The sequence below is a fragment of the Mycobacterium sp. 852002-51057_SCH5723018 genome (genome assembly GCF_001667035.1).
GTDB lineage: Bacteria > Actinomycetota > Actinomycetes > Mycobacteriales > Mycobacteriaceae > Mycobacterium.
In genome coordinates, this window is the sequence record NZ_LZIR01000025.1 from 81,683 (window position 1) to 105,598 (window position 23,916).

The window sequence follows — 23,916 nt, forward strand, 5'->3', positions numbered from 1 at the left end:
ACATCATGCTGTCCATCAATTTGGGTTTAGGAGTCAAGCAATGACCGAGCAAGTCATCGGCGCCCACAACGGCCTGCACAGCGAGGACGGCGCCCTGCGCGGTGAGCACCCGGGGCGCTCGGCGAACCCGGTCATCAAGGTCCACGACGTTATCTGGCTGGAGTTCGAGAAGCCGGACCTGAATAAGGCGGAGGTGTTCGCGCGGTCGTTCGGGTTCAGCGTCGCGCTGCGTACCGATGACGAGCTATACCTGCGTGGCAGCGACCCGGGCGCGCCGTGTGTGCTGATCCGCCGCGGCCAGCGTTCGCGGTTCGTCGGCCCCGCGTTTGTCGCCGCCGAGCAGTCCGATCTGCTGCGGTTGGCCGATGCGACCGGGGCCACCGTGCGCGCGCTGCCGGAGACGCTCGGCGGGGTGACGGTCGACCTGGTTGACCCCAGCGGCATTCCGCTGCGGGTGGTTTCGGGCACCCATGAGCTGCCGGCGCTGCCCTCCCAGCAACCGCATGTGTTCAATTTCGGACGCAGCCACGACGTGAGCCGGGCCAACGCCACCCAGCGGCCTCCACGGGTGCCAACCAATGTGCAGCGGCTGGGGCACATCGTGCTGCAAACCACCAAATACATTGAGGCGCTTAACTGGTACCTGGACCACCTGGGGTTGATCGTGAGCGACTTCTGCTTCTACCCCGGCCAACGTGAGCGCGGACCGATCATGAGCTTCATCCGCTGTGACCGCGGATCCACCCCCGCCGATCACCACACGTTGGCGATGGCGCTGGGCCCGGCCAACCGCTACGTGCACTCGGCTTATCAGGTCAGTGACCTCGATGCGCTGGCCGCCGGCGGTGAGTACCTGCGCGAGCAAGGTTACTTCCGCTCCTGGGGCATCGGCCGTCACATCCAGGGCAGCCAGATCTTCGACTACTGGCGCGACCCGGATGGGGATTTCCTGGTCGAGCACTTCGCCGACGGCGACATGTTCGACAACACCTTGGAGCCCGGCTGGGCGCCCCTGTCGGCCTCCGGGCTGTACCAGTGGGGTCCGGCACCGAGCAAGGACTTCCTGGGCGTCGGAACACCGGTCGAAACGACGAAGGAAGTCGCGTTAATGCTCGACGCCCTCCGGCACGACAACGAGTTCGACATGTCCGCCCTGCGCGGGCTGTTCAACGTAGCCAATTCCTAATAGCACCAACGAAAGTAAGGACACGTTATGACCGTCTCGATCATGCGCACCGCCGACGGGTGGTGGGTGCAGACTGCGAACGGCGCCGCGCGCATCCGCACGGACGCGGCCACCACCGCCGAGGTGCTGGCCAACCGTGCGGCTATCGACCACGCCGCGCACTCCACCGACACCGTGCCGGTGGAGAACCTCCACCTGCTATCGCCGGTCACGACGCCATGCCGCGTGGTGGCTCAGGCCACCAACTACGCCTCGCATGTGCGGGACGTCGGCCGCGACCCCGCCAAGACGCCGCTGACGTTCTTCCGCAAGGCGTCCGGTTCGGTCAGCGGTCCGTTCGATGACATCGTCAAACCCGACCACGTGCAGCTGCTGGATTACGAGTTGGAGATCGGTCTGCTGATCGGCCGTGAGCTGCCGGTGGGTACCGAGGTGACCGAGGCCAATCTGGCCGATTTCATCCACGGGCTGGTCGTGACCAACGACGTGTCAGCGCGCGACGTCCAGCTGACCAAAGCTCAGTTCTACGAGTCGAAGTCGTATCCGACCTTCACCCCGGTCGGGCCGGCGCTGGTGCTGGTCGACGCCGATGAACTCAAGCGCTTCGGTGACCTGCGGCTGCAGTTGCGGGTCAATGGCGAGCTGCGCCAGAACATGGTCGTCGAGGGCGACATGCTGTTTCCGCCCGTGCAGGCACTGCAGGCGCTGGCGAAGTTCCAGAAGCTCGACGTCGGTGACATCGTGCTCACCGGCACCCCGGTCGGCACCGCATTGACAGCGCATGGCATCGAGAATCCCAACCAGATGGATCTGAAGACCTTCCTTGCCGGTCAAACGCAAAGCCCTAGATATCTGCATCACGGTGACGTCGTGGAAGCCACGGTGGCCACCGATGACGGCGCCATCAACCTCGGCTCGCAACGCAACAAGGTGGTTTACGCATGAACGCACAATCCAACGGCGCCCCGGCCTCGCTGCCGGACTACGTGCCGGTGATCGTCATCGGCGCCGGTCCGACCGGCATGACAGCGGCGACGCTGTTGGCTCAGGAGGGCATATCGTGTCTGCTGCTGGATCGCCATGAGAGCGTCTACCCGCTGCCGCGGGCGGTGCACGCCGACGACGAGATCTACCGCATCCTGACCCGGGTGGGCGTCGGCGACGAGTTCGCCGCCCACCGCCGGGCCGGGCTGGGTCTTCGACTGCTCGACACCGACATGCGGGTGCTCACGGAGCTGAAGCGTAGCCCCCAGCCGAGCGCCAACGGCTACCCGCAGATGAACATGTTCGACCAGCCCGAGTTGGAAGGGATGCTGCGCGCCAACCTCAAGCGGTACCCGCAGCTGACGTTCCGGGGCAATGTCGAGGTCACCAGCGTCACCCAGAACACACCCGGCCGGGTGCGGGTCAGCTTCCTCGACCGCGTGCGCGGTGGGGAGCAGCACGTGGAGGCCAGCTATGTGCTGGGCTGCGACGGCGCCAACAGCCTGGTGCGGGCGGCGATCGGGTCGCACATGTACGGGCTGCCGTTTCAGCAGACCTGGGCGGTCATCGACGTCGACACCGACGCCGAGCTCGACCAGTGGGAGGGCTGCCACCAACTGTGCAGTACGGAGCGCGCCGGCACCTACATGCGCGTCGGGCAGACCCGGTACCGCTGGGAATTCCGGCTGAAAGACGGGGAGACCGCGGCTGACTACCAGAAGATCACCGATATTGAACCGTTGATCAAGCCGTGGCTGGGCGACACACCCGCCGAGCAATTGCGCCTGGTACGGGTCACCGCCTACACCTTCCGCGCGCAGGTGGCCAGTAGCTGGCGCGACCGCAACGTATTCATCCTCGGTGACGCCGCCCATCTCACTCCGCCGTTCGTCGGCCAAGGCATGGCCTCGGGCCTGCGCGACGCCCTGAACCTGAGCTGGAAACTGGTCGGCGTGCTGGGCAACTCCCTGCCCGAAAGCGTGCTGGACACTTACGAGCAGGAGCGCAAACCCCACACCGCGGCCATGATCTTGATGGCCGTGTCGGTGGGAGCGGCGATGACCGGTGGCGGCCGCCTCGGCGACCTCATCCGCCACGTCGTGTTCCCGCGGATGGGAAATCTGCGGCTGCCGGGTACGCGCACCAGTGCCGCCGACGGCGTGGCCCCCGGGCTGCGCAAATCGGCGATGGTGGTCAAGGCCCGCACCCCGGGCCAGCTGGCCGGAACACTGTGCCCGAACCCGGTGCTGCACGATGGCGTGCGCTTCGATCAGGTCGTCGGGAACCGGTTCGCGCTGGTCACCTCCGCGGCGCTAAGCGCTGCGCAGGAAAGGCAGCTCAGAAGCCGGGGAGCCGTCGTCGTCTCCGTCGCTCCGGCGAGCGAACTCGGCCGCTGGCTGAAACAAGGCCGGGCGACCGCCGCCATCGTCAGGCCCGACGCCGCCGTTATGGAAGCGGGCCGGAACGTCCAGGCGCTCTGCGATGCCCTGCCCTCGTTCTCCGCTGGTGAGGCCGCCCGGGCCGAAAGCGAGAGTGTAAGCCGATGACCGAACTGCTGGTCCTCAACGATGGCAAACAGGAGTTGCAGGCGGTGTCTTTGGACGGCACTCGAGTGCGCACTCTGATCAGCGGGCTCGACGAGAGACCCGACGGCATCGTCGTCGACCAGTCTCGGGGCCATATTTACTGGACGAACATGGGCGCTCCCGATCCAGGGAGCGGCCCACGTTCGGAGGTGGCCAACGCCCGAAACGGGTCGCTGGAACGTGCCGATCTGGATGGCACCAATCGCGTCACAATCGTGCCGCGCGGTGCCTTCACCACCGGCAAACAGCTCGCCGCCGATTTCGAGGTAGGCGTGCTGTACTGGTGCGACCGTGAGGGCATGCAGGTGCTGTCTTGCAACCTCGACGGTAGTGACCTGCGGCCACTGGTGGTGCCGGCGGTTGGTGAAGAGGCGGCACGCACGATCAGTAATCATCCGGTGGGCATCGCCGTCGACCTGAATCGGCACCTGCTGTATTGGACGCAGAAGGGTGCACCAAAAGCCGGTGAGGGCAGGATATTTCGCGCCCCGCTCGATCTGCCGCGAGGCGCCGACCCACGGCATCGCGACGATATCGAACTGCTGTGGAAGGACCTGCCTGAGCCTATCGATCTGCACCTAATCCGCGGGACCACACTGGTGTGGACCGATCGGGGCGCAGAACCCGACGGCAACACGCTCAACCGCGCGATCTTGCAGCCGACGATCGGAACACCGGAGATCCTGTCTCGCGGATACCACGAAGCGATTGGCGTCGCGGCCGTCTCGGAGTCGGAGTTCTACGTCGGCGACCTCGGTGGTGACATCCGCCACGTCAACCTGAACATCGGCGTCGACAGCGAACTGGTGCACCTCGGCCCGGGGCTCACCGGCGTCGCGCTCGCGGAACTCTGAGTCAGCGTAAATGCTTGATTGGCACCGGGTCTCGTGTCCGGTGCCAATCAATTCTGATTGTAAATGAACGGCCAAAGCAAATGGATAGGCAGCGATGAGCGGGTGGTTCGACATCTGGCATAACTTGAGCGGGGGCCAGGGTACGGTCATCGGTGGGACGTTTGTCCTTGTGGCAGGGATAATTTCGTTCGGCACTGGGTCGCTCGACCGTAGGTCACAGCAGAACCGCTTTCACTACGAGGAGATGAAAGCCCTCTACGCCGAGGCGTTGAGGGTCGGCAGGGACATGGAGGTCCTCAAGGCCCGCTCACCAGAAGTTCGCCGAGAATTGCTTACCGAAAAATCCGATGCAGTCGATCGGGTGATCAGCGAGCTGGCGCTCACCGGTAACTACCGAACTGCGGATCTTGCCATCGCCTATGCGTATCAGCAGTCAGTTCAATTAGCGGAATGGGTAAGACAGTTCGAAGGCGACAGCGGCGTTGTACAGCGAATCGATATGTGGTTAGACAACATGCCGGAAGAACAGCGAGAGGCATTGCGGAAATACGAGAACGTAGCGGTCGATCGTCTCGACGTGGTACAGGCCGCACGCAGGGAGTTGGGCTTGTACGTGCCGATCTGGTCGCGGTACCGGCGTGTGCTGCGGGGAGCGATCAAAACCGAGCCGCTACCGCTGAGCTGAGGTAGCGCCACGGCACACAGCCACAAATCTCCGCAGTGAAGCTCGCTTTGCGCGAGGCGCGCGCCTATTTGCAGGTAGCCACATCCATGAATGGACGTCAGCGTGGAGGACATCTCGATCGCCGGCGACGATGCTGAGATCATGAAGGCGAAAGGCCATGTGATTCAGGGCAGTACCGCCGTGGTCGTCAGCCGCCACCGAGAAACGATCAGGAAAGGCGGGCAGCAGCGATGATTGTCCCACTCTTAGGGCTCTTGATGTTGATGGCCATCGCCTGGGCCGTGCACGACGGCCAGGCTGCACTCGAGCGGCACGCATACGAAAAGCACTGCAATGACTAGCCTTCCAAGCCAGCTCGTGGCGCGCTTCATCCGCACCTACGGCACGGTGAGGTGCAACAACCCCAGTGCCGTGTTGACCTTTCGCTCAAGGATGGCGTGACGCCGAACAGCACGCAGCAAGCATCAAAAGCCTGAGCGCCCGGTAGCTTAGGCCTCGCGTCACGACACGCTGCAGGCCCCGCAGCCGGATGCCGCGCGGCATTCCGCCAGCGGATTCAGCGCGGTTCCAAGCTGTATTGAGACCCAGCGGCCGCTACGGCCGTCTTGAGTTGTTCACCGACATTATCTAGCCGATCGGCTTCTGAGGAGTCCACGGCGGCACTGATCGCCGCAATGAGAGCGCCGTCGGGTGCCAGCAGCGGAGTCGCGACGGCAAACGCGTTTTCGACCGTGGCGCCACGGTTGAACGCGAGCCGGCGGGCGCGGATTTCGGGGAGCTCGGTCAGGAATTGCCGAACCTCGCCTGCCTGCTCGGGGCCTGCGAGGTCGAGGAGGCGGTTCATTTCGTCGTCGGGGACGTTCGCGAGCAGAGTCTTCCCGGCGGCGCTCGCATAGAGCGGACGGCGGGCGTGGGTGCGTGCGACGAATGTCAGGCTGGGTGATTCTGCGCCCGCATGATCGGTGAACACAATGGCGTCCCCGACGCGCACGCCGACAAGCACAGTGCAATCGAGGGATTCACTCAAATCAGCGACAAACTGGTGATCCAGTGACAGGGCGGCCAACTTGTTGGCGCGCGCAGCCAGGATGAACGGCCCCGGTCCGAGGTGAAACCGGCGCTCGTCTTCGATGAGGTAACCGCGAGCGAGCAGTCCGTTGGTGAGTTCCTGAACGGAAGTCTTCGCAGCCTCGAGGGCGGTCGCCAAGTCGGCCAGTGTTACACCGCGCGGACTCAACGACACCGTCTCCAGGATTTGGATCACTCGGTCGACCGTTCGATGCGGGCGCGCAGGCATGACGCCGACGGTAGCAAGCGGCCAACGACACACAAGGGCTTGCACCGCGGCGCGGGTCACAGTACAGTACTCGTCATGGTCCGTATATGCGGTTCCATATCCGTAAATACGTACACCAGAGAGGCCCCCGATGTCCGCACCAGTTCGTCCCGGAATGATGACCACCACTAACGGCACCCTGCTTCCCCTCGTTGCGCTACCGCAGGACGACCTTCTGACCATCAACATCGACCAAGTCCCGCTGCTCAAGGACGCGATCGGCCCCGGGATCCACATCCAGCCACTGCGCCTGGACCCCGAGAACGGAGAAGTGGTCCTCATGGCCACCATGGCGCCCGGGTGTCGCCTGCCCATCCACTACCACACCGGTACGGCCGAGGTGTACACGTTCTCGGGCTGCTGGAAGTACGCCGAATACCCCAGCCAGCCGCAGACCGCAGGGTCCTACCTGTACGAGCCAGGCGGCTCGGTGCACACGTTCTACTGCCCGGAGGACAACACCGGAGACACCGTCGTTCTGTTGTGGATGTCGGGCGCGCAAATCGGATTCAACGATGACGGCACGTTGCACGCCATCAATGACGCCGCCTCCATTCAGTACGCGACCCACACGCTGGCTGCGGCACAGGGCACCGGACCGGTCCCCTATATCCACCGCGGCAACGCGGGCGTCAACGAGTCCTGACTTAACTCCCCGCTGTCACTGTCTCCCGCGGTTCCCGCCCGGCGCGCCGGATGTGCGCGCCACGGCGGGTCGCGATGGTGCAATCAATCGAAAGGTGAACCTCATGCCGGCTTTTGACGGCGTCCGAGTCCTCGAACTCGGCCAGATCTACAACGGCCCCTACTGCGGGCTGCTGCTCGCGCAGCTGGGGGCCGACGTCATCAAGATCGAACCACCCGGCGGTGAGCAGTTGCGCTTCCGCTCGCACCAGCCGGTCGAGTCCCACGAGTTCGTCATGCTGAACTCCAACAAACGCAGCGTGGTGCTCGACCTGAAGACCGACACAGGTCGGCAGGCGCTGCTCGACCTGGTCGAGACGGCCGACGTGCTGATCGAAAACTTCGCGCCGGGCACCATGGAGCGTCTCCAGCTCGCCCCGGAGCGACTCCTAAAGCACAACACCCGCTTGATCGTGGCGCGCGGCAAGGGCTACGGGTCCACCGGACCGTATGCACACATGTCGGCCATGGACATCACCGTGCAAGCCATGTCAGGCAGTGCCTCGGTCACCGGCGACCCGGACGGGCCACCAACCAAGAGCGGCGCCGCGTTCGTGGACTTCTCCGGCGGCATCCACTTGTTCGGGGCGATCAGCGCGGCCCTGTTCCAGCGCGAGCGCACCGGCCGGGGCCAGACCGTCGAGGTCTCGATGCACGACACCATCTACCCGATGCTCGCCTCCAGCCTCGGCGGACTACACAACGACCCCAGCCGACAACTGCCCGAGCGCACCGGCAACCGGCACTCGGGCATGGCGGTCACGCCGTACAACATCTATCAGACCAGCGACGGATGGCTCGCCATCATCTGCATCTCCGAGCGTCACTGGCACGGCGTGACAACGGCGCTGGGCCGGCCCGATCTCGTCGAAGACCCGAGGTTCCGTACGGAAAAGGACAGAGTCGCGAATATCGACGCCGTCGACGAAGAGGTCGCGTCTGTCACCAGAACGCGGACGCGCGCCGAGCTGGTAGGGGACCTGCAGGCCGCCGGTGTGCCGTGCGCACCGGTGAAGTCGATCCGCGAGGTCGACACCGATGAGCACTTGATCCAGCGCGGAATGATCACCTACGTCGAGCATCCCAACCGGGGACGGGTGCCGGTCCCGGGGTGTCCGCTGCGGCTCGGCGACTCTCCGGTGGGACCGCTGCAGGCCGCCCAGTTGCTGGGCCAGTCGACGGATGTGGTCCTTGCGGAGCTCTCCACTCGCCGGGAGGGCCAACATGTCCTTTCTGCCTGAACCCGGCACGCCCCTGGCGGCGTACTACGCCCAGACACAGCCGAAGGTCGGAGCCGTCCTGTCCCGGCGCAGACTGGGCACGCTGGACGCAGTGACTATTAGGCGCTACGCGATCACCATCGGTGTCACCGACCCGATCCACTACGACTCGACGGCCGCAACCTCGGCGGGATACGCCGACGTCGTCGCGCCTCCAAACATGCTGGCCGCCATCGTGGAATGGGGTATGGGGACTCCGGAGGCACAGCTGGCGCCCGACGGGACTCCCAACGGCGGTGACATGCCGGTCGGGGACCGCGATCTCGGGCTGCGCGTGATGGGCGCTGGCGAGGAGATGGAGTTGGTCAACCCCGTGACCGCGGGGACGGAGGTGCTGCTGGAAACGATCCTCGAGGCCGTCACTCCGAAGCAGACCCGTTCTGGGCCTTGCATATTCGTCAAGACCATCAACACTTTCACCTCCGCCGACGGCGCTGTCCTGAACCGAAACCGGCGCACCGTCGCGCTGCGAAACCCTTTGCAGGAGCCCTGATGTCGATCAACTTTCAGGTCGGAGACACCCTCCCACCCCTCAAGCACACGGCTACCACCTTTCAGTTGTTCCGCTACAGCGCGGTCACCTGGAACCCGCACCGCATCCACTTCGACGAGGCCTACGCACGAGAGGAGGGCCACGCCGGTGTCGCGTTGCACTCCCACCTGCGGGCGGCACTCGCAATGCGCTGTGTCACCGAAGGCCTGGGCCGCGGATGGCGCGTCACCAAGGTCAACTACCGCCTGCGCACGCCCGTCTACGCGCCGGCGGAGCTGACCTACACTGCGCGCGTTACGGCCGCTGAAGGCGACAGCTTGACCCTGGAGCTGACCGAGCAGCACGGCGCCTGTGACGTGGGATTTGAAGGAACCGTGCGGGTTTCGACGACAGGAGCGACATCATGACGCCAGAACGGGGCCGACGCCCGATCCGCGTTGGCAACTGCTCAGGGTTCTACGGTGACCGCGCTTCCGCGATGGCCGAGATGGCCCGTGCGGGCGGCATCGACGTCCTCACCGGTGACTATCTCGCCGAGGTCACCATGCTGATTCTCGGGAAGGCGCGCGCCAAAGACAGCACGAAGGGCTATGCGACCACCTTTCTGCAGCAGCTCGATTCTGCGCTGGAACACCTGGCCGTCAACAATATCCGGCTCGTCGTCAACGCCGGAGGGCTCAACCCGTCCGGGCTGGCCAGCGCGACCCGTGAACTCGTCGCACGTCGCGGCTACAGGCTTCGCGTCTCCCACGTCGACGGCGACGACGTCTTCGGTCGCCTGCCCGTCCTGCAGCAAGCCGGCCATGTGCTGCCGCACCTGACGAGCGGCGAGCCGCTGTCATCCTGGCCGCACCAGCCGCTGACGGCCAACGCTTACCTCGGTGGCTTCGGCATCGCGCGCGCACTGGACAACGGCGCCGACATCGTCATCACCGGTCGCGTCGCCGACGCCTCGGTGGTCGTCGGTGCGGCCGCGTGGTGGTGGACGTGGAATCCGGTCGACTACGACGCGCTTGCCGGCGCGGTCGCGGCCGGGCACGTCATCGAGTGCGGGGCCCAGGCGACCGGCGGCAACTTCTCCGGGTTCCGGGCCATCGCGGATCCGATGGAGCCGGGATTCCCGATCGCCGAAATCGACGCTGACGGGTCGTGTGTGATCACGAAGAACGCCGGCACCGGCGGCGCCGTAACACCGGACACCGTCACCGCTCAATTGCTCTATGAGATCGGTGATCCCGCCTACCTCAACCCAGACGTCATCGCCCACCTGGACAGCGCCTCGCTGACGGACCTCGGCAACGACCGCGTGCAAATTACCGGTGTGCGCGGCTCGGCGCCACCGGCGACGACCAAGGTCGCGATCACCGCGGTCGGCGGCTGGGAGAACAGCGTGTTGCTCGCGCTGACCGGCGTCGACCTGGACGCCAAGGCCCGGCTGGTCGAGCGATCCCTGCACCGCTACATCGATACGGTCGATGGCCTCGACGCGGTCGCGATCGACCGTATCGGGCGGCCCCAACACGATCCGGAGAGCCAAGTTGCAGCAACGCAGCTGCTGAGGATCGCCGTCCAAGGAACGAAAGAGGCCGCGGGGCGCGCTTTTTCGTCGGAGATCGTCGAGCTGGCCCTGTCCAGCTACCCGGGAATGTATTCCCTCAGTCCTCCACAGCCGGGGTCGGCGTTCGGTGTCTATTGGCCTGCACTGCTCGAGCAGGGACTGCTCGAGCACACGGTGCATCACCATGACGGCACGACCGAGACCATCGCGGCCCCAGCTCCGTCCAAAGCCGGGATGATTTCGCAGCTGGAAAGATCTCCGGTGCCGTCGGCGTCTTGGACTGACGAATTGGTCGTCGCACCCTTGGGTGAGATCGTGCACGCCCGCTCCGGCGACAAGGGCGGCGATGCGAACCTTGGTGTGTGGGCGCGGAACTTAGAAGCGTGGGAGTGGCTGCAGTCGGCGCTTACAGTGGACGAGCTGCGACGCCTCCTTCCGGAAACGCACGAATTGGGCATCGAGCGTTACGAATTGCCCAACCTTGGCGCGCTCAATTTCCTCATCCGCGGATTGCTGGGGACCGGCGCGACCTCTTCACTGCGGCTAGATTCGCAGGCCAAGGCACTTGGCGAATGGCTGCGCGCGCGCAGCGCCAAGGTGCCGCGAACTCTGCTCGGCTGATCATGAGCGACACCATCGACAGCACGATCGAGGTTGTCCGCAAGGCCACCCGAGAGCTGGCCCGCAGCTTCGACTATGCCTACTGGCGGAATAAGGACAAGCTCGGCGAGTACCCATGGGAGTTCGTCAAGGCATTCGCCCAAGGCGGATGGCTGGGAGCGCTCATCCCCGAGGAGTACGACGGCCTCGGGCTCGGTATCGCGGAATGCGGCGTGATGATGCAGGAGATCGCCGCCTCCGGTGCCGGCGCGAGTGGCGCGTCGGCGGTCCACTTCTACCTGTTCCCACCCGAGCCGATCATTCGTCACGGCTCGCCAAAGATGAAGCAAGAGTTCTTACCTCGGCTCGCCCGGGGCGAGATCCTGATGGCGTTCGGCGTCACCGAGCCTACCGCGGGTGTCGACACTTCACGGATCACGACCAAGGCCGACAAGGTCGACGGCGGCTGGGTGGTCAACGGCCAGAAGGTCTGGATCAGCAACGCACAGAACGCGCATAAGATCCTGCTGCTGGCGCGCACCACCTCCCGCAACGCCGCCAAGCCGCTGGACGGCATGACGTTGTTCTTCACCGACCTGGATCGCGAGCGGATCACCGTACGAGAGATCGAAAAACTCGGCCGCTCGGCGATCGACTCCAATGAGCTTTTCATCGAAAACCTCGAGGTCCGCGACGACGAGGTGGTCGGTGAAGTGGGCCAAGGCTTTAGGTACCTCGTCGACGGTCTGAACGCCGAGCGCATCGTCGTTGGTCTGGAGGGCGTCGGTATCGGTCAGGCGGCACTGGAGCTGGCGAGCAAGTATGCCAACGAGCGGGTGGTTTTCGACCGGCCGATAGGCCAGAACCAAGCGGTCGCCCACCCGCTGGCCGACTCCTGGATCCGGCTCGAGTCGGCTCGGCTCACCGCAATGCACGCGGCCCACCTCTACGACCATCACCAGAATTGCGGCATCGAAGCCGCCGCGGCCAAGTATCTGGGCGCCGAGGCCGGATTCGATGCCTGCGACCGCGCCATGTCTACGCACGGTGGCTATGCCTACGCGAAGGAGTACCACGTCGAGCGGCTGTGGCGGGAGGCGCGCCTGCTGCGCAACGCGCCGTTCTCCCAGGAGATGGTGCTGAACTACATTTCCGTGCAGGCACTGAAGCTGCCGCGCGCGTACTGACCGCCATCAGCGCCGGCCGCCCAAGGCGGTCGTGCGTGAGTTACCTTATTTAACTTGACTTTTCAGGGTTTCATCTACCATTAGACGGCAATCAAAACTTGCGCCGCCGCCGAGCACCGCGCTATCCGACGTACTGTTGGCGCGGAAGCATGGTGGGCCGCATCAGCGATCGCAGAGTCGTCCCGTCCGGTTGCTGGCCGAACTTACCGCGCAGCCCCGCCCCGGCCGCCGTGCTTATCGGCCCGCCCGCCAGGCTGACCGGTGGCGCCATCCCCGCGACGTCCTCGGCGCCGCCACCCACACTGCTGACCAGTACCGCATTGGGAGCTCCTCCCATTGCGGTGGTAAGCGTGCCCCAGGCCCGGGGCACCGACAGCGCGCCGACGCTGGCCGCCCGGCCGAGTCCGGCAGACACCGCACCGCCAACCTGACTCGCCCCGATCGATCCTAGACCGCTTGCCACCTTGCTTAGCCCAGCCCCGACGTCAGTCAATGCCGCCACCGCCCCCTCGGTGGCGGCCCCTGCGGAGTCCGCCGTCGTGGTCGAAAGTAAGGCGACTGCCGATAGGATGCTGGACACAACACCTGACGAGGCGCTGATCCCCGAATTGATGTGGTCAGGCGCCAGCGCATTGTTTATGTTGTCGAGGATCTGCTGGATGATCGTGTCGATCGACGGCAAGGATGACGTCGCATTGGAATTGGCGACCGCGGCGCTTTGGGTCCCCAAGCCGGCCGGATTGGTGTTCTGCTGCGGCGCGGTGAACGGCGTCAGCGTTGCGGCAGCGGCCGAGGAGCCGGCATAGCCGTACATGGCGGCGGCGTCCTGCGCCCACATCTCGGCATACTGGGCTTCGGTCGCCATGATGGCGGGGGTGTTTATCCCCAAGAAGTTTGTCGCAACCAACATAGCCAATTGCGCGCGGTTGGCCGCGATGAGCGGCGGTGGCACCGTGGCTGCGAACGCCGACTCGAATGCCGCCGCCGCAGCCATGGCCTGATTCGCCGTCTCCGCGGCCTGGGTCGCGGTCGCGTTCATCCAGGCGACATAAGTTGCGGCCGCGGCCGCCATCGATGCCGACGCCGGACCTTTCCAGCTGCCGTCGGTCAGCCCGGATACGACCGAAGAATAGGCGGCCGCGGCCGAATACAGTTCTCCGGAAGCCTTGTCCCAGGCCGCCACGGCGGCCAGCATCGGACCCGAGCCCGGACCAGAGTACATTCGGCCGCTGTTGATCTCCGGTGGCAGCGCTCCGAAATCCATTTTGCTATCTCGACTCTCAGCGGGTGACGGCTACGTTGGCGGCCTCGGTGGCCGCATAGGATCCGGCGGATGCTTCCAGGGTGGCGACGAACATTTGGTGAATCGCCTCCGCTTGCCCGCTAACCGACTGGTACAGCGCCCCTTGGGCGGTGAACGCTGCCGCCGTCACCGCCGACACCTCGTCGGCGGCGGCGGGAACAACCCCGGTGGTCGGGCCGGCCACAGCCGCATTCTGCGCGCTCATCGCCGACCCGATACTCGCCAAGTTGCCGACCGCCGCTGTCAGCGCTGCCGGTTGTGTGGTTAAGAACGACATATCCTCTTCTCCCAACTACTGATTGGTTACCGTCTCGGCTGAGGGCCGTGTCGTTATTTACGAGCAGATGGCCAAAACCGCGTCGACGCTTACGATGCCGCCGGCATGCTGTGATGTCGTCCGCGCTAGCGTCCATCGGGGCCCCTGCTAGCGGTAATTGGTTCGTCGGCGGTGGCGTTGCCCGCGCCGGTACGGCATTACAGCGGCGATCCGGTTGTGACTGGCATGAATTCGCCGAACAGGCCATCGCCAACGTATAACAGCGATGTGGCACGACGCTTTTCGGCGCAAGCCGACCACCGAGCGATTAGTTGATGGGTTTGTAGCGTTCCGCACTCATTGGAGGCAGGCAGCCGATGGGTTGTCTCCCGTCGAGAAGGTTTACCCGCGTTGCATTTACGACTTACAAGTGCTCAATTCAGTCTCATCCCGCTGCATGCAGGGGCACCGTCGAAAGAGTTATGTCGAGGCCCTGCGCTGATCAATCCTCATCGTTCTTCGGAAGGTAGCGCCTATCCGCACTGCCGGCTGGCCGGGTATATCGATTCGGGCTGGCTGTAACGACATACATCCGTAAACGCGGAATACTAAGGGCGAGGGGATATAACGGCCGCGCAACAGGTCAGGGCGGTGCGCAAGCAAGCCTACTCGGGAAGACGGGATCGCCGATGCACCTGACGGCGCCGAGGGCTTGGTCACCGGAATCCGCTGGAGCTCTTTGCCTTTCGACGGGGTTAGGCAACGCACTGGGCTGAAAGCCATAAGATGTAAGGCATGGAGGACTGACATCGGTTGACGACCTTGGAGGGCGCCTTCCGCTGTGCGACGGCAAAGCGCTGGGCCCGGCACAGAAAGAGCTCTACGACTGACCGCCGAAGCATTGGCCGTGCACCGGGTCAAACATCGGATCAACGCCGGCGGCCACGCGTACCCGGAGACACGATTCGTCAACCCTACCAACGTCTTTGGGCACTGGTCGGCACAGCGATCACCGGCTGCAATTCCGCGACCGTCTACGACAATATTGCACTCAAAGGCGCCCGCATCGTTGCCCAATTCGGCGGCGGTCACCTAATCGGCGCACCCACCTGGCCGACATGGACGCGCATGCGCTGTCCGCGCGCTGGCCCGCCTGCATCGACCGACGCGGGCTTGGCGATGTAGTGAGTAGCAGCGCGTCGGGCCCTAGGGCGACGCTTGACAGCCCGTCGAATAACGGCAACAATGTATCCATAAGCAGGATGGCCTGCTCAGACAGTCAGGAGGACCCGTGGCCACGTTGTTGCCGCTTGCCGCCGAGCCGTTCACGGCACCCACCGATCGCGACATGCTTCCATCGGAGCGCCGTGAATTCGTGCGCTCCCACCGCACCTGCATATTCGGCTATCGCCGCAAACACGACGGGCCGGCCATGTCGGTGGTCTACTACGTGCCCACCGACGGAGACGAACTACTGGTGTCGACGTTGGGGGGCCGGGGCAAGGCTCGGGTGGTGGCCCGCGACGGCAAGGTGAGCCTGTGTGTGCTCGACGAGCGCTGGCCCTTCGCGTATCTGCAGGTATATGCCGACGCGGTGGTCGACTCCGACCGCGACCTCGTGGTGGATGTGATGATGGCGGTCGCCGGCCGGATGTCGGGCGAGCCACTCGGTGAGGAGGCCCGCCCGGTCGTGGAGAAGATGGCCGCCGACGAGGGCCGCGTCCTGCTGCGCTGCCGTCCCTATTCCACCTTCGCGCAGCCGCCGCGTCACCTGTACCGCAACGACCAGGCAGAGGAACTGACCCACTGGGTGTCGGCCACCGTCGCCTGGGATGCACCGGACCCGGTGTGACGGCCGGGTTGGCGAAGGCCCGTCGTCGGGCGGTCGTATGAGCCGCACACTGCTGCGCGGAGCGCAGGTGATCTCCATGGCGCCGAACCGACCCGACGATGAACGTGTCGACATCCTGATCGATGGCGACCGCATCGCCGAAATGGACGCCCGGCTGGACACCTCCGACGCCGAAACCGTCGATCTCTCGGGGCGTATCGTCATTCCCGGACTGGTTAACGCTCACTTGCATACCTGGCAGACCGGTTTGCGTTCGGTGGGCGCCGACTGGACGTTGCTGGAATACCTTGCCCGCATGCACAGCAGCGTCGCCCAGCATTACCGCCCGGACGACATCTACATCGGCACTTTGGCCGGTGCGTTGAACCAAATCAACTGCGGCACAACCAGCCTCGGTGATTGGTGTCATAACAACCCCACCCCCGAGCACACCGACGCGGCAGTTGAGGGACTGCAGGACTCCGGCATCCGGGCCGCCTTCCTGCACGGCACACCGAATCGGGCGCCCGACGTCGCCCACCCCATTGCCGAGATCGACCGACTGCTGGACGGCCCGTTGCATAACCATGAACTACTCACTCTGGGGATGGCCGTCGCCGGGCCCCAGTACTCCACACCAGATGTCGCGGTGGCCGATTTCCGCGCCGCAGACGAGCGCGGCGTCATCCTGTCGATGCATCAAAGCGGCGGTGAGCCCCAAGCTGCCTGGCAGGCCGTGCGCGCCGCCGGACTGTTCGGCCCGCGTACCAACGTCGTGCACGGCGCCGGCCTTACCAACGATTGGGTCAAATTGCTGGTCGAGGACGGCGTCAGTTTCACCACCACACCTGAGAATGAGCTCGGCCAGGGCCATGGCACGCCCATTACCGGGGCACTCCTGCGCCTCGGTGCGGCACCGTCGCTGGGCACCGACACCGAAGCCGTCGTGGCCGGCGAAATCCTCAGCGCGGCACGGATCGCGCTGGCCCATCAGCGTGGCCTCGACCACGAGCACCGGCGCCGATCAACCGCCATGATGTGCACGACGGCGTCGATTACGAGCAAGCAGGCGATGTCATGGGCCACTGTCGACGGAGCAAGAGCGCTCGGCTTGGCAGAGCGTGTCGGCCGCATCGAGCCCGGCATGCAGGCCGACCTGGTGGCCATCGATGCCCGTGCGCTGAACCTATGGCCTGCGCATGACCCGATCGCCGCGGCATTGCTTGCCAGCCTGGCCAACATCGAAGCGGTGATGATCGCTGGACAATGGCGCAAGCGGGGGCATTCCCTGGTCGGAGTAGATGTCGATTCAGTCAAGAGTTCGCTTCTGAGATCAGGCAAACGACTTCTCTCGCAAATGGATACACCGTCGACCTGCAGGTGAGTTGAGTTGAGAGGAGTGAGCGATGACTGATCGATGCGCTACGCCGATGAGCATGTGCCGCCCGCCCAGTCATTCTCAAACATGAAAGACGCGATGGGCCTGCGGCGCCCCGGCAGGGGCGTTGCTAACCCACTGATGGATACAGCGTTTCCGTTACCGCACCCGGCTGTCGAGAGCCGCCATACTGTCGGGGTGACCACAACGCGCCGCCCCGTCGCAGACGACGCTTCTCCCCGACGTGGCCCCGGTCGGCCGCCTATTCCGTTGGATCGCATCGTCGCGACCGCGCTGAGGATCGTCGACGAGGAGGGTGCCGACGCCTTGTCGATGCGGACCCTGGCGCAACGTCTGGATTCCGGCACCGCCACGCTGTACCGGCACTTCGCCAACAGGGCAGCGCTGATTGCCCAGGTGGTGGACCGTGTATTCGGCGAGATTGAGGTCACCGCCGAGGCACTCACCGAGGTGAGCTGGCAGCAGGCCTGCCTGACGACCGCACACACCATGTTCGAGACTTTGAGGCGACACAAAAACGTCGCACCTCTTTTGGTAGAACGGGTGCCGATGGGCCCCAATGCGATGACCTATCGCGAACGTTGGATCGCGGCCCTGCTCGACAACAGGTTCCCGCCACAGCTGGCCGCATACTCATACGCGGCGCTGGCCCGCTACGTGTTGGGTTTCGCGATCCAGCTCAGTGATCGCAGCACCGCCGGAAGTCCCGACGACACGCAGCTGGTCGCGGCATTTCACGGCCTGGACCCAGCCTTGTTCCCCGCCACGGTCGCCGTCGCCGACACACTGCCGGTGGCCCTCGAGGACGAATTCGCCTTCGGGCTAGAACTGATCGTCAACGGCCTAACGCAGCTACGAGAACGTGAGACGTCGCGGAGCAAAACCTGACGAGTCAGACAGCGCGTTTCGGACCGATCGGGCTTACCGTTGGCCCATCGGCTGTTTTGGTCAGTCTCGCGCAAATATCTCTGCGAAGGCTGTTGCCACGTCCACGTAGGGCTTGCCGGAGACGTCCACGGCGACCTGCGCGATCGTGCCGCCGGTGAACGCGAACGGCGGCTTGTAGGCACTCGACACTGGTGAGCCGGTGTTGCGTCCAATGCTGATGGTGGCACCGGCGAGCCCCAAGATTCCGGGGTGGGTTCTCATCTCCGTCAGCGTGGCGACGACGTCGTCATCGATGTACAACTTGGCCTGCCCGAGCGGCGTGTGGCTGCCCTCCACGGTGCCGGCGCGGTTATACGCCACCCCGAAGACGTGCTGCCCCAACGGGACCGGGCCCGACGACGACAGCGTCTGCTGATCCTCGCCGAGGAAGTTGTAGACGTAGTGCAGGCGGCCGTCCTGGACGAACAGCACATGGCCGCCGTGCGCGCCGCCATGCTTGAACAACACCCCTTCGGCGCCAATGCTTTCGATGGTGACCTCGGCCATCACCGCGAACGACCGCCCGCGCATCTCGACGGCGGCACCCATCCCCACCGGGGCCGTCCCCGGATAGTAGCGATAGGCGTCACGCTCGGCGCCCAGATACGGCCGCCACCGCGTCATGGTCTCAACGAAGTTCAGGTCAGCCAGCGGCAACCCGTTGTACTTGGCCGCCTCGGCAAACCACAACGCCTTCATCTCCTCAAGCTTGTCGGGCTGCTCGGCGGCCAGGTCGTGGCACTGACTGCGGTCGGCATCGAGGTGGAACAACTCCCAGCGATCGGCGTCGAAATGGCTCCAGCCCGACGGGCTGGCGGCGTGGACGGTGTTGGCGAACCAGCCCTTGTGCCAAATCCCGCGGGTCCCCAGCATTGTGTAGAACTGAGTGTGCTTACCGGTCTCGGCCGCCGGATCAGCCAGTGCCGCTTTGAAACTCACGCCGTCGAGGGGTTTCTGCGCCACGCCGCGCACCGTCGCCGGCGCCGTGATGCCGAGCAGGTCATAGATCGTCGGCGTGACGTCGCAGACGTTGACGTAGGCGTCGCAGATCTCGCCGCGGGCAGCAATGCCTTTAGGCCAGGAAATGATCGCCGAATCGGCGATTCCGCCCTCATGCGAGGCGTAGCGTTTGAACAGCTTGTAGGGCGTGTTGAACGCCATCGCCCAGCCGATCGGATAGTGATTGTAGGTTTGCGGGCCGCCGAGCTGATCGAAAAACCGCATGCTCTCTTCAACGGTGTCGATGTAGCCATTGAAGAACTTGGTCTCGTTCACCGAGCCGTTGGGACCGCCCTCGCCGCTGGCCCCGTTGTCGGAGATCACCACGATGACGGTGTTGTCGAGTTGCCGGGAGTCCTCCAGATAGTCCAGGATCCGGCCGAGCTGGGCGTCGGTGTAGCTCTGGAATCCGGCGAACACCTCGGCCATCCGGCAGAACAGCTTCTTCTCGTCGGCGTTCAGCGTGTCCCACGGCCGCACGGTGTCCAGCAACGGCCACGGTTCCCCGTTGGGACCCTTGACATCCAGGTACGGGTTGACCGGTGACAACGCGGTGTTCGGCGGCACCAGCCCCATGGCCTTCTGGTTCTCCAGCACGATCTCGCGATAGGCCTCATAGCCCATGTCGAAGCGCCCGGCGTATTTGTCGGCCCATTCCTTGAAGACGTGGTGCGGCGCGTGGCCCGCGCCCGGACAGACATAGGAAAACCACGGCTTATTTGGGGCGATCACGTTGGCGTCGCAGATGAATTCGATGGTCTTGTCGGCGATGTCCTTCGACAGGTGATAACCCGCTTCGGGGGTGGCCGGGGGTGCAACGGGATGGTTGTCATACACCAGGTCGGGATACCACTGATCGGTTTCGCCGCCCATGAAGCCGTAGAACCGCTCGAACCCGCGCGAGCATGGCCAATGCCGCCGCGTGGACGCAAGATTCGCCTCTTCGAGCGGGGTCAGGTGCCACTTGCCGACGCAGTACGTGTTCCAGCCGCGCTCGGCCAGCACCTCCGACAACAACGCGGTCTCATACGGGATCCGGCCGCTGCAGTTCGGGAACCCGTCGCTGAGATCCGCCACGGTGGCCATCCCGACCGTCGTGGCGTTGCGCCCGGTCAGAAGCGATGCCCGCGTTGGCGAGCACAGTGCGGTGGTGTGAAACTGCGACAGCCGCACCCCGCGCTCGGCGATGCGGCGCATGTTCGGCATGTCGACCAACCCGCCGAAGCAGTCCCAGGTCCCGATTCCGGTGTCGTCCCACACGATGTATAAGACGTTGGGCGCGCCCTCCGGCGCCGACGGCGCCGCGTATGGACCCCAATCCGGTTCAGAATCACGAATATCCAGCTCGATCCTGCCCTGAAAGCCGCCTTTGGGCGCCCCTTCGCCACGGTGCGGTATGGGCCGCGCTGAAACGATGTCGGTTTCGCTTGGGGTCTGGGGCATTTCGGAGATTGCCATGGCTCTAGTCCTTTGTGAATTTTGCCCTTGCGCGCGATGAAGCCCCGGCAAGGGATCGACGGCGACGGTCGGCGCATTGCCGGTCATCACCCGCTCGACGGGGACGGGCCGACGACCGCTGCAGCCGACACCATGATCTTGTCGATCTCGGCGAGATCGGCCTCGCTCAACGAGACATCTGCGGCCGCCACGCTGTCGTCAACATGGCTGGCTCGCCGCGCGCCGACGATGGCGACATCCACGGCGGGGTTGGCCAATGTCCAGGCGATGGCCAACTGGCTGACCGTGATGCCCCGGTCGGCGGCCAACATCGCCAGGGAACGTACCGTCGCGAGGTTGCGCCGGTAGGCCTCACCGGTGAAAGCGTCGCTGCCGCTACGCCAATCATCGGGCGCGAAGGAGGTGCCGTCGGCCAGCGTCCCAGTCAACAGCCCATGTGCCAGCGGCCCGTATACCACCACTCCGATGTTGTGTTCTCGGCAGTACCGCAGCAGCTCATCCTCGATATCGCGACGAAACAGATTGAACGGCGGCTGCACCGTCTCGGCGGCCAGCGTCGCCGAGAACTCCTCGATTTGGTCCGCGGTGTAGTTCGAGACCCCGACGTGGCGAATCTTTCCCTGTGCGATCAGCTCGCTCAGCGCACCCGCAGTCTCGGCGGCCGGCACGGCAGGATCCGGCCAATGCACCTGGTACAGGTCGATGTGATCAAGACCCAGCGCGGCCAGGCTCGCGTCCACGCCGCGGCGCAGCCATTCGGGACTGGCGTCGCGCACCACGCCGTTGTCCGTGTCGCGCAATCCCCCCTTGGTGGCGATCACCAGCTCGTCACGGGCGCTGCGCAATTGGTCGCGAAGCGCCTTGCCCAGGATCTGCTCAGACGCGCCGAATCCATACGACTGCGCGGTGTCGAAGAAGTTGACACCGAGCTCACGGGCGCGCCGGATCGCCGTCACGGCGGTGTCCTCGTCGAACTGACCCCATCGTCCGCTCAGCTGCGACGTGCCGAACGCGATGCGCGAGACGGTCAGTCCGCTCTTCCCCAATGTCGTTGTCTTCATTTTCTTCTTCCTGCGTGTTCGCACACGGTGTGCTTTGTTTCGTTTGAGCGCTCGCCGGAGACGTCGTATGCACTCCTCGTCTCACAATTGCGCTCCATCGAACCGATGTCGCCGGCGCTAACGGCAATCAACGCTTCCCGCCAGCCGCATGCACCGTGTGCCTAGCTGCTGGCGGGTAGCCGCGCTGCCGTCCAGCGCCGGATCCCGACACACCCACCACCGCGGCAAAAAGGGCGGCCGAGCGTTTCCGAAGTCGGGCTTGGCCGACATACCTGGCAACCGCGTACGACCCCGCCACAGCGACAACGCATTGTCGTTCCGTCCGAAATGCGGCACGGACGGCGTAAAGTCCGTCTGCAATCTTTCTGGCCGCAAGGCTGAACACGTGCGGCCACTCAAATTCGCCGGCGACACAGCGGACCGAGTCGCCGAGACGCCTTACTGGCTGTCGCTAAATACCCGCGCTACCGGCTGGCCGGGTATATAGATTCGGGTTGGCCGTAACGACACACGTGTGGGAACGCGGCATCCTGAGGCGGAGCGGATATGACAACCGCGACAGGTCCAAAGTACTTGCGCGCCAAATCAGCTCAGGACGGACAGCATCGCCGATATGTATGACGCTGCGGCGGAGCGGATCGGAATCCCCGCAAGCGTTGGGGCTTCGACGGATTGGACAACGCGACGAATGACACCGACGAGACAGAAAGCTGGACAGGACTGATGTCTGTTGACGACCTGGGCGGGCGCCTCCCGCTTTACGACGGCGAAGCGCTGAACCCGGCACAGAAGGAGCTCTACGACTGGCTCATGACTGTGGCCGTCCCATGGGCCGAGGATGCCAAGTTCGAGGCCCGGACCGAGAACGGCCGGCTCATTGGACCGTTCAACGCGGCTCTGCTGAACCCGGCCATCTCGTCGGCCCTCATGGAGCTTGCGGTTGCCGAACAAACGAATACTTCCCTGAGCAAACGCAGCAGGGAGGTCATCATCTTGACGGTCGGGGCGGTCTGGCGGGCCCCCTATGAGCTGTATGCGCATAGCGCCGTGGCCCGGCATGTCGGCCTCTCCGACGACGCTGTGCAAACACTGGCCGAAGGCGGCCTGCCGAAAGATCTTACGGCCGCGGAGGCGATCGTTCACCGTGTCGCCCGCGCCCTGTCGCTCGAGCATTGTCTCGACGAGGCACTCTATCGCGAGGCGGAAGCGTTACTCGGGGCCGAGGGGATCATGGAAACCGCCATCCTCACCGGCATGTATCACACGGTGTGCGCAATCCTCAACGCATTTGAGATACCGGCGCCACCCTCCTAAACACTTGCTTTTACAACTCGCTGTGACCAAACAGCAGATTCCACAATCGTTTTCGAATGGGGACATGTAATGACCACACGTTTTATGACCGACCCGCATGCAATGCGAGACATGGCGGGCCGCTTCGAGATGCATGCTCAGACCGTGGAGGACGAGGCCCGCAGGATGTTGGTGTCCTCGCAAAACATCTCTGGCGGGGGCTGGGGTGGGCCTGCCGAGGCGACCTCGCTGGACACGGTGGGACAGATGCATCAAGCGTTTAGAAACATCGTCAACATGCTGCACGGAGTGCGCGACGGCCTGGTCCGCGACGCCAACAACTACGAGCAGCAAGAGCAGGCCTCTCAGCAGGCCCTGAGCAGCTAACAACCGACCAGACACCGGAGACCTTACGATGACGATCAGCTATCAATTCGGCGATGTCGACGCCCACGGCGCGACCATCCGCGCGCAGGCCGCCGCGCTAGAAGCCCAGCACCAGGCCATCATTCGGGATGTGCTTGCCGCCGGGGACTTTTGGGGCGGCGCGGGGTCGGTGGCTTGTCAGCAGTTCATCACCGATTTGGGGCGCAACTTCCAGGTGATCTACGAGCAGGCCAACGCCCACGGGCAGAAGGTGCAGACGGCCGGCGGCAATATGGCCAGCACCGACAGCGCGGTCGGGTCCAGTTGGGCGTAACGCACCTAGGGTGCGACGAGAATCTCGCGCTGCCGCTCGGGATCACCTATCCGGTGATCAGCGGGGTGACGTCGATCTCGCCTTCGGCGAGAGCGCGCGCCGAGTCGGTGGACTCATCCGGCGTGTAGGTGAGTAGGAATTGGACGTTGATCTCTTTGGCGATCGCGAAGAACGGGATGGAGGGTGTCGGGCTGCTCGCGCGCATAGTCGGATGACGTAAGGAGGAGGGAGGGTCCGGCGGGCGACGAGCACGTCA

General features: G+C 64.6%; 23 protein-coding genes and 1 pseudogene. 18 read left to right on the forward strand and 6 right to left on the reverse strand.

The window, feature by feature from the left end:
- Positions 1 to 40: 40 nt before the first annotated feature.
- The 6 genes from A5764_RS06935 to A5764_RS28125 all read left to right on the forward strand — a co-directional run bounded on the left by A5764_RS06935 (position 41) and on the right by A5764_RS28125 (position 5,529).
- Complete coding sequence (locus tag A5764_RS06935; protein ID WP_067110549.1) at positions 41 to 1,186, forward strand: VOC family protein; 1,146 nt, start codon at positions 41 to 43, stop codon at positions 1,184 to 1,186.
- A 27-nt stretch (positions 1,187 to 1,213) separates the two neighbouring features.
- Positions 1,214 to 2,131 carry a fumarylacetoacetate hydrolase family protein gene (locus A5764_RS06940; protein WP_067110550.1) on the forward strand — a complete coding sequence of 306 codons (918 nt, stop codon included), beginning with the start codon at positions 1,214 to 1,216 and terminating at the stop codon, positions 2,129 to 2,131.
- Positions 2,128 to 3,717 (forward strand): bifunctional 3-(3-hydroxy-phenyl)propionate/3-hydroxycinnamic acid hydroxylase, encoded by a 1,590-nt coding sequence (locus A5764_RS06945; RefSeq protein WP_067110551.1) that lies wholly within the window; start codon positions 2,128 to 2,130, stop codon positions 3,715 to 3,717. Before A5764_RS06940 ends, A5764_RS06945 begins: the two co-directional genes overlap by 4 nt.
- Positions 3,714 to 4,610: a hypothetical protein gene (locus A5764_RS06950; RefSeq protein ID WP_067110552.1), complete on the forward strand. Its 897-nt coding sequence runs from the start codon at positions 3,714 to 3,716 to the stop codon at positions 4,608 to 4,610. The genes A5764_RS06945 and A5764_RS06950 overlap by 4 nt, the downstream gene beginning before the upstream one ends.
- 94 nt (positions 4,611 to 4,704) lie before the next feature.
- Positions 4,705 to 5,295, forward strand: coding sequence for a hypothetical protein (locus tag A5764_RS06955; RefSeq protein ID WP_067110553.1), 591 nt, complete (start codon positions 4,705 to 4,707; stop codon positions 5,293 to 5,295).
- A gap of 90 nt (positions 5,296 to 5,385) precedes the next feature.
- The gene (locus A5764_RS28125) at positions 5,386 to 5,529 is read left to right on the forward strand and encodes a hypothetical protein (protein ID WP_156664540.1); all 144 of its coding nucleotides are present in this window, start codon (positions 5,386 to 5,388) and stop codon (positions 5,527 to 5,529) included.
- A gap of 322 nt (positions 5,530 to 5,851) precedes the next feature.
- Here the strand turns inward: A5764_RS28125 and A5764_RS06960 are convergent, their stop codons facing one another.
- Positions 5,852 to 6,592 (reverse strand): IclR family transcriptional regulator, encoded by a 741-nt coding sequence (locus tag A5764_RS06960; RefSeq protein ID WP_067110555.1) that lies wholly within the window; start codon positions 6,590 to 6,592, stop codon positions 5,852 to 5,854.
- Positions 6,593 to 6,722: 130 nt separating this feature from the next.
- Here A5764_RS06960 and A5764_RS06965 point away from each other — a divergent pair, with 130 nt between their 5' ends.
- From A5764_RS06965 to A5764_RS06990, 6 genes are all read left to right on the forward strand, one after another.
- Positions 6,723 to 7,277, forward strand: a complete 555-nt coding sequence (locus A5764_RS06965) for a 2,4'-dihydroxyacetophenone dioxygenase family protein (RefSeq protein ID WP_067110559.1) — start codon at positions 6,723 to 6,725, stop codon at positions 7,275 to 7,277.
- Between the two features lie 103 nt (positions 7,278 to 7,380).
- A complete protein-coding gene (locus tag A5764_RS06970) occupies positions 7,381 to 8,556 on the forward strand; it encodes a CaiB/BaiF CoA-transferase family protein (RefSeq protein ID WP_067110562.1) in 1,176 nt (391 codons plus the stop codon).
- Positions 8,540 to 9,088 carry a MaoC family dehydratase N-terminal domain-containing protein gene (locus tag A5764_RS06975; RefSeq protein ID WP_067110566.1) on the forward strand — a complete coding sequence of 183 codons (549 nt, stop codon included), beginning with the start codon at positions 8,540 to 8,542 and terminating at the stop codon, positions 9,086 to 9,088. Before A5764_RS06970 ends, A5764_RS06975 begins: the two co-directional genes overlap by 17 nt.
- The gene (locus tag A5764_RS06980) at positions 9,088 to 9,495 is read left to right on the forward strand and encodes a MaoC/PaaZ C-terminal domain-containing protein (protein ID WP_067110570.1); all 408 of its coding nucleotides are present in this window, start codon (positions 9,088 to 9,090) and stop codon (positions 9,493 to 9,495) included. The genes A5764_RS06975 and A5764_RS06980 overlap by 1 nt, the downstream gene beginning before the upstream one ends.
- Positions 9,492 to 11,267 carry an acyclic terpene utilization AtuA family protein gene (locus A5764_RS06985; RefSeq protein WP_067110573.1) on the forward strand — a complete coding sequence of 592 codons (1,776 nt, stop codon included), beginning with the start codon at positions 9,492 to 9,494 and terminating at the stop codon, positions 11,265 to 11,267. Before A5764_RS06980 ends, A5764_RS06985 begins: the two co-directional genes overlap by 4 nt.
- Positions 11,268 to 11,269: 2 nt before the next feature.
- Positions 11,270 to 12,433, forward strand: coding sequence for an acyl-CoA dehydrogenase family protein (locus tag A5764_RS06990; RefSeq protein WP_067110576.1), 1,164 nt, complete (start codon positions 11,270 to 11,272; stop codon positions 12,431 to 12,433).
- A 121-nt stretch (positions 12,434 to 12,554) separates the two neighbouring features.
- Here A5764_RS06990 and A5764_RS06995 read toward each other — a convergent pair whose 3' ends face one another.
- Both A5764_RS06995 and A5764_RS07000 read right to left on the reverse strand, forming a co-directional pair.
- Positions 12,555 to 13,697 (reverse strand): PPE family protein, encoded by a 1,143-nt coding sequence (locus A5764_RS06995; RefSeq protein ID WP_067110580.1) that lies wholly within the window; start codon positions 13,695 to 13,697, stop codon positions 12,555 to 12,557.
- A gap of 16 nt (positions 13,698 to 13,713) precedes the next feature.
- Complete coding sequence (locus tag A5764_RS07000; protein ID WP_067110585.1) at positions 13,714 to 14,013, reverse strand: PE family protein; 300 nt, start codon at positions 14,011 to 14,013, stop codon at positions 13,714 to 13,716.
- A gap of 1,327 nt (positions 14,014 to 15,340) precedes the next feature.
- Between A5764_RS07000 and A5764_RS07005 the strand changes: the two genes are divergently transcribed.
- The 3 genes from A5764_RS07005 to A5764_RS07015 all read left to right on the forward strand — a co-directional run bounded on the left by A5764_RS07005 (position 15,341) and on the right by A5764_RS07015 (position 18,110).
- Positions 15,341 to 15,844: a pyridoxamine 5'-phosphate oxidase family protein gene (locus A5764_RS07005; RefSeq protein ID WP_067110694.1), complete on the forward strand. Its 504-nt coding sequence runs from the start codon at positions 15,341 to 15,343 to the stop codon at positions 15,842 to 15,844.
- Between the two features lie 37 nt (positions 15,845 to 15,881).
- The gene (locus A5764_RS07010) at positions 15,882 to 17,207 is read left to right on the forward strand and encodes an amidohydrolase family protein (RefSeq protein WP_067110589.1); all 1,326 of its coding nucleotides are present in this window, start codon (positions 15,882 to 15,884) and stop codon (positions 17,205 to 17,207) included.
- A 264-nt stretch (positions 17,208 to 17,471) separates the two neighbouring features.
- Positions 17,472 to 18,110, forward strand: a complete 639-nt coding sequence (locus tag A5764_RS07015) for a TetR/AcrR family transcriptional regulator (protein ID WP_231989634.1) — start codon at positions 17,472 to 17,474, stop codon at positions 18,108 to 18,110.
- A gap of 60 nt (positions 18,111 to 18,170) precedes the next feature.
- Here the strand turns inward: A5764_RS07015 and A5764_RS07020 are convergent, their stop codons facing one another.
- Entirely contained in the window at positions 18,171 to 20,606 is a 2,436-nt protein-coding gene (locus tag A5764_RS07020) for an arylsulfatase (RefSeq protein WP_231989635.1), read from the reverse strand.
- A gap of 86 nt (positions 20,607 to 20,692) precedes the next feature.
- Complete coding sequence (locus A5764_RS07025) at positions 20,693 to 21,667, reverse strand: aldo/keto reductase (protein WP_067110591.1); 975 nt, start codon at positions 21,665 to 21,667, stop codon at positions 20,693 to 20,695.
- Between the two features lie 723 nt (positions 21,668 to 22,390).
- Between A5764_RS07025 and A5764_RS07030 the strand changes: the two genes are divergently transcribed.
- From A5764_RS07030 to A5764_RS07040, 3 genes are all read left to right on the forward strand, one after another.
- Positions 22,391 to 22,981: a carboxymuconolactone decarboxylase family protein gene (locus A5764_RS07030; protein ID WP_067110703.1), complete on the forward strand. Its 591-nt coding sequence runs from the start codon at positions 22,391 to 22,393 to the stop codon at positions 22,979 to 22,981.
- Between the two features lie 69 nt (positions 22,982 to 23,050).
- On the forward strand, positions 23,051 to 23,347 hold the full coding sequence (locus A5764_RS07035) for a WXG100 family type VII secretion target (RefSeq protein WP_067110592.1): 297 nt from the start codon (positions 23,051 to 23,053) through the stop codon (positions 23,345 to 23,347).
- 28 nt (positions 23,348 to 23,375) lie between these two features.
- Positions 23,376 to 23,660: a WXG100 family type VII secretion target gene (locus A5764_RS07040; protein WP_067110593.1), complete on the forward strand. Its 285-nt coding sequence runs from the start codon at positions 23,376 to 23,378 to the stop codon at positions 23,658 to 23,660.
- 49 nt (positions 23,661 to 23,709) lie between these two features.
- Here the strand turns inward: A5764_RS07040 and A5764_RS28130 are convergent.
- A pseudogene (locus tag A5764_RS28130) lies at positions 23,710 to 23,854 on the reverse strand (alcohol dehydrogenase); the annotation flags it as partial.
- Positions 23,855 to 23,916: the final 62 nt, after the last annotated feature.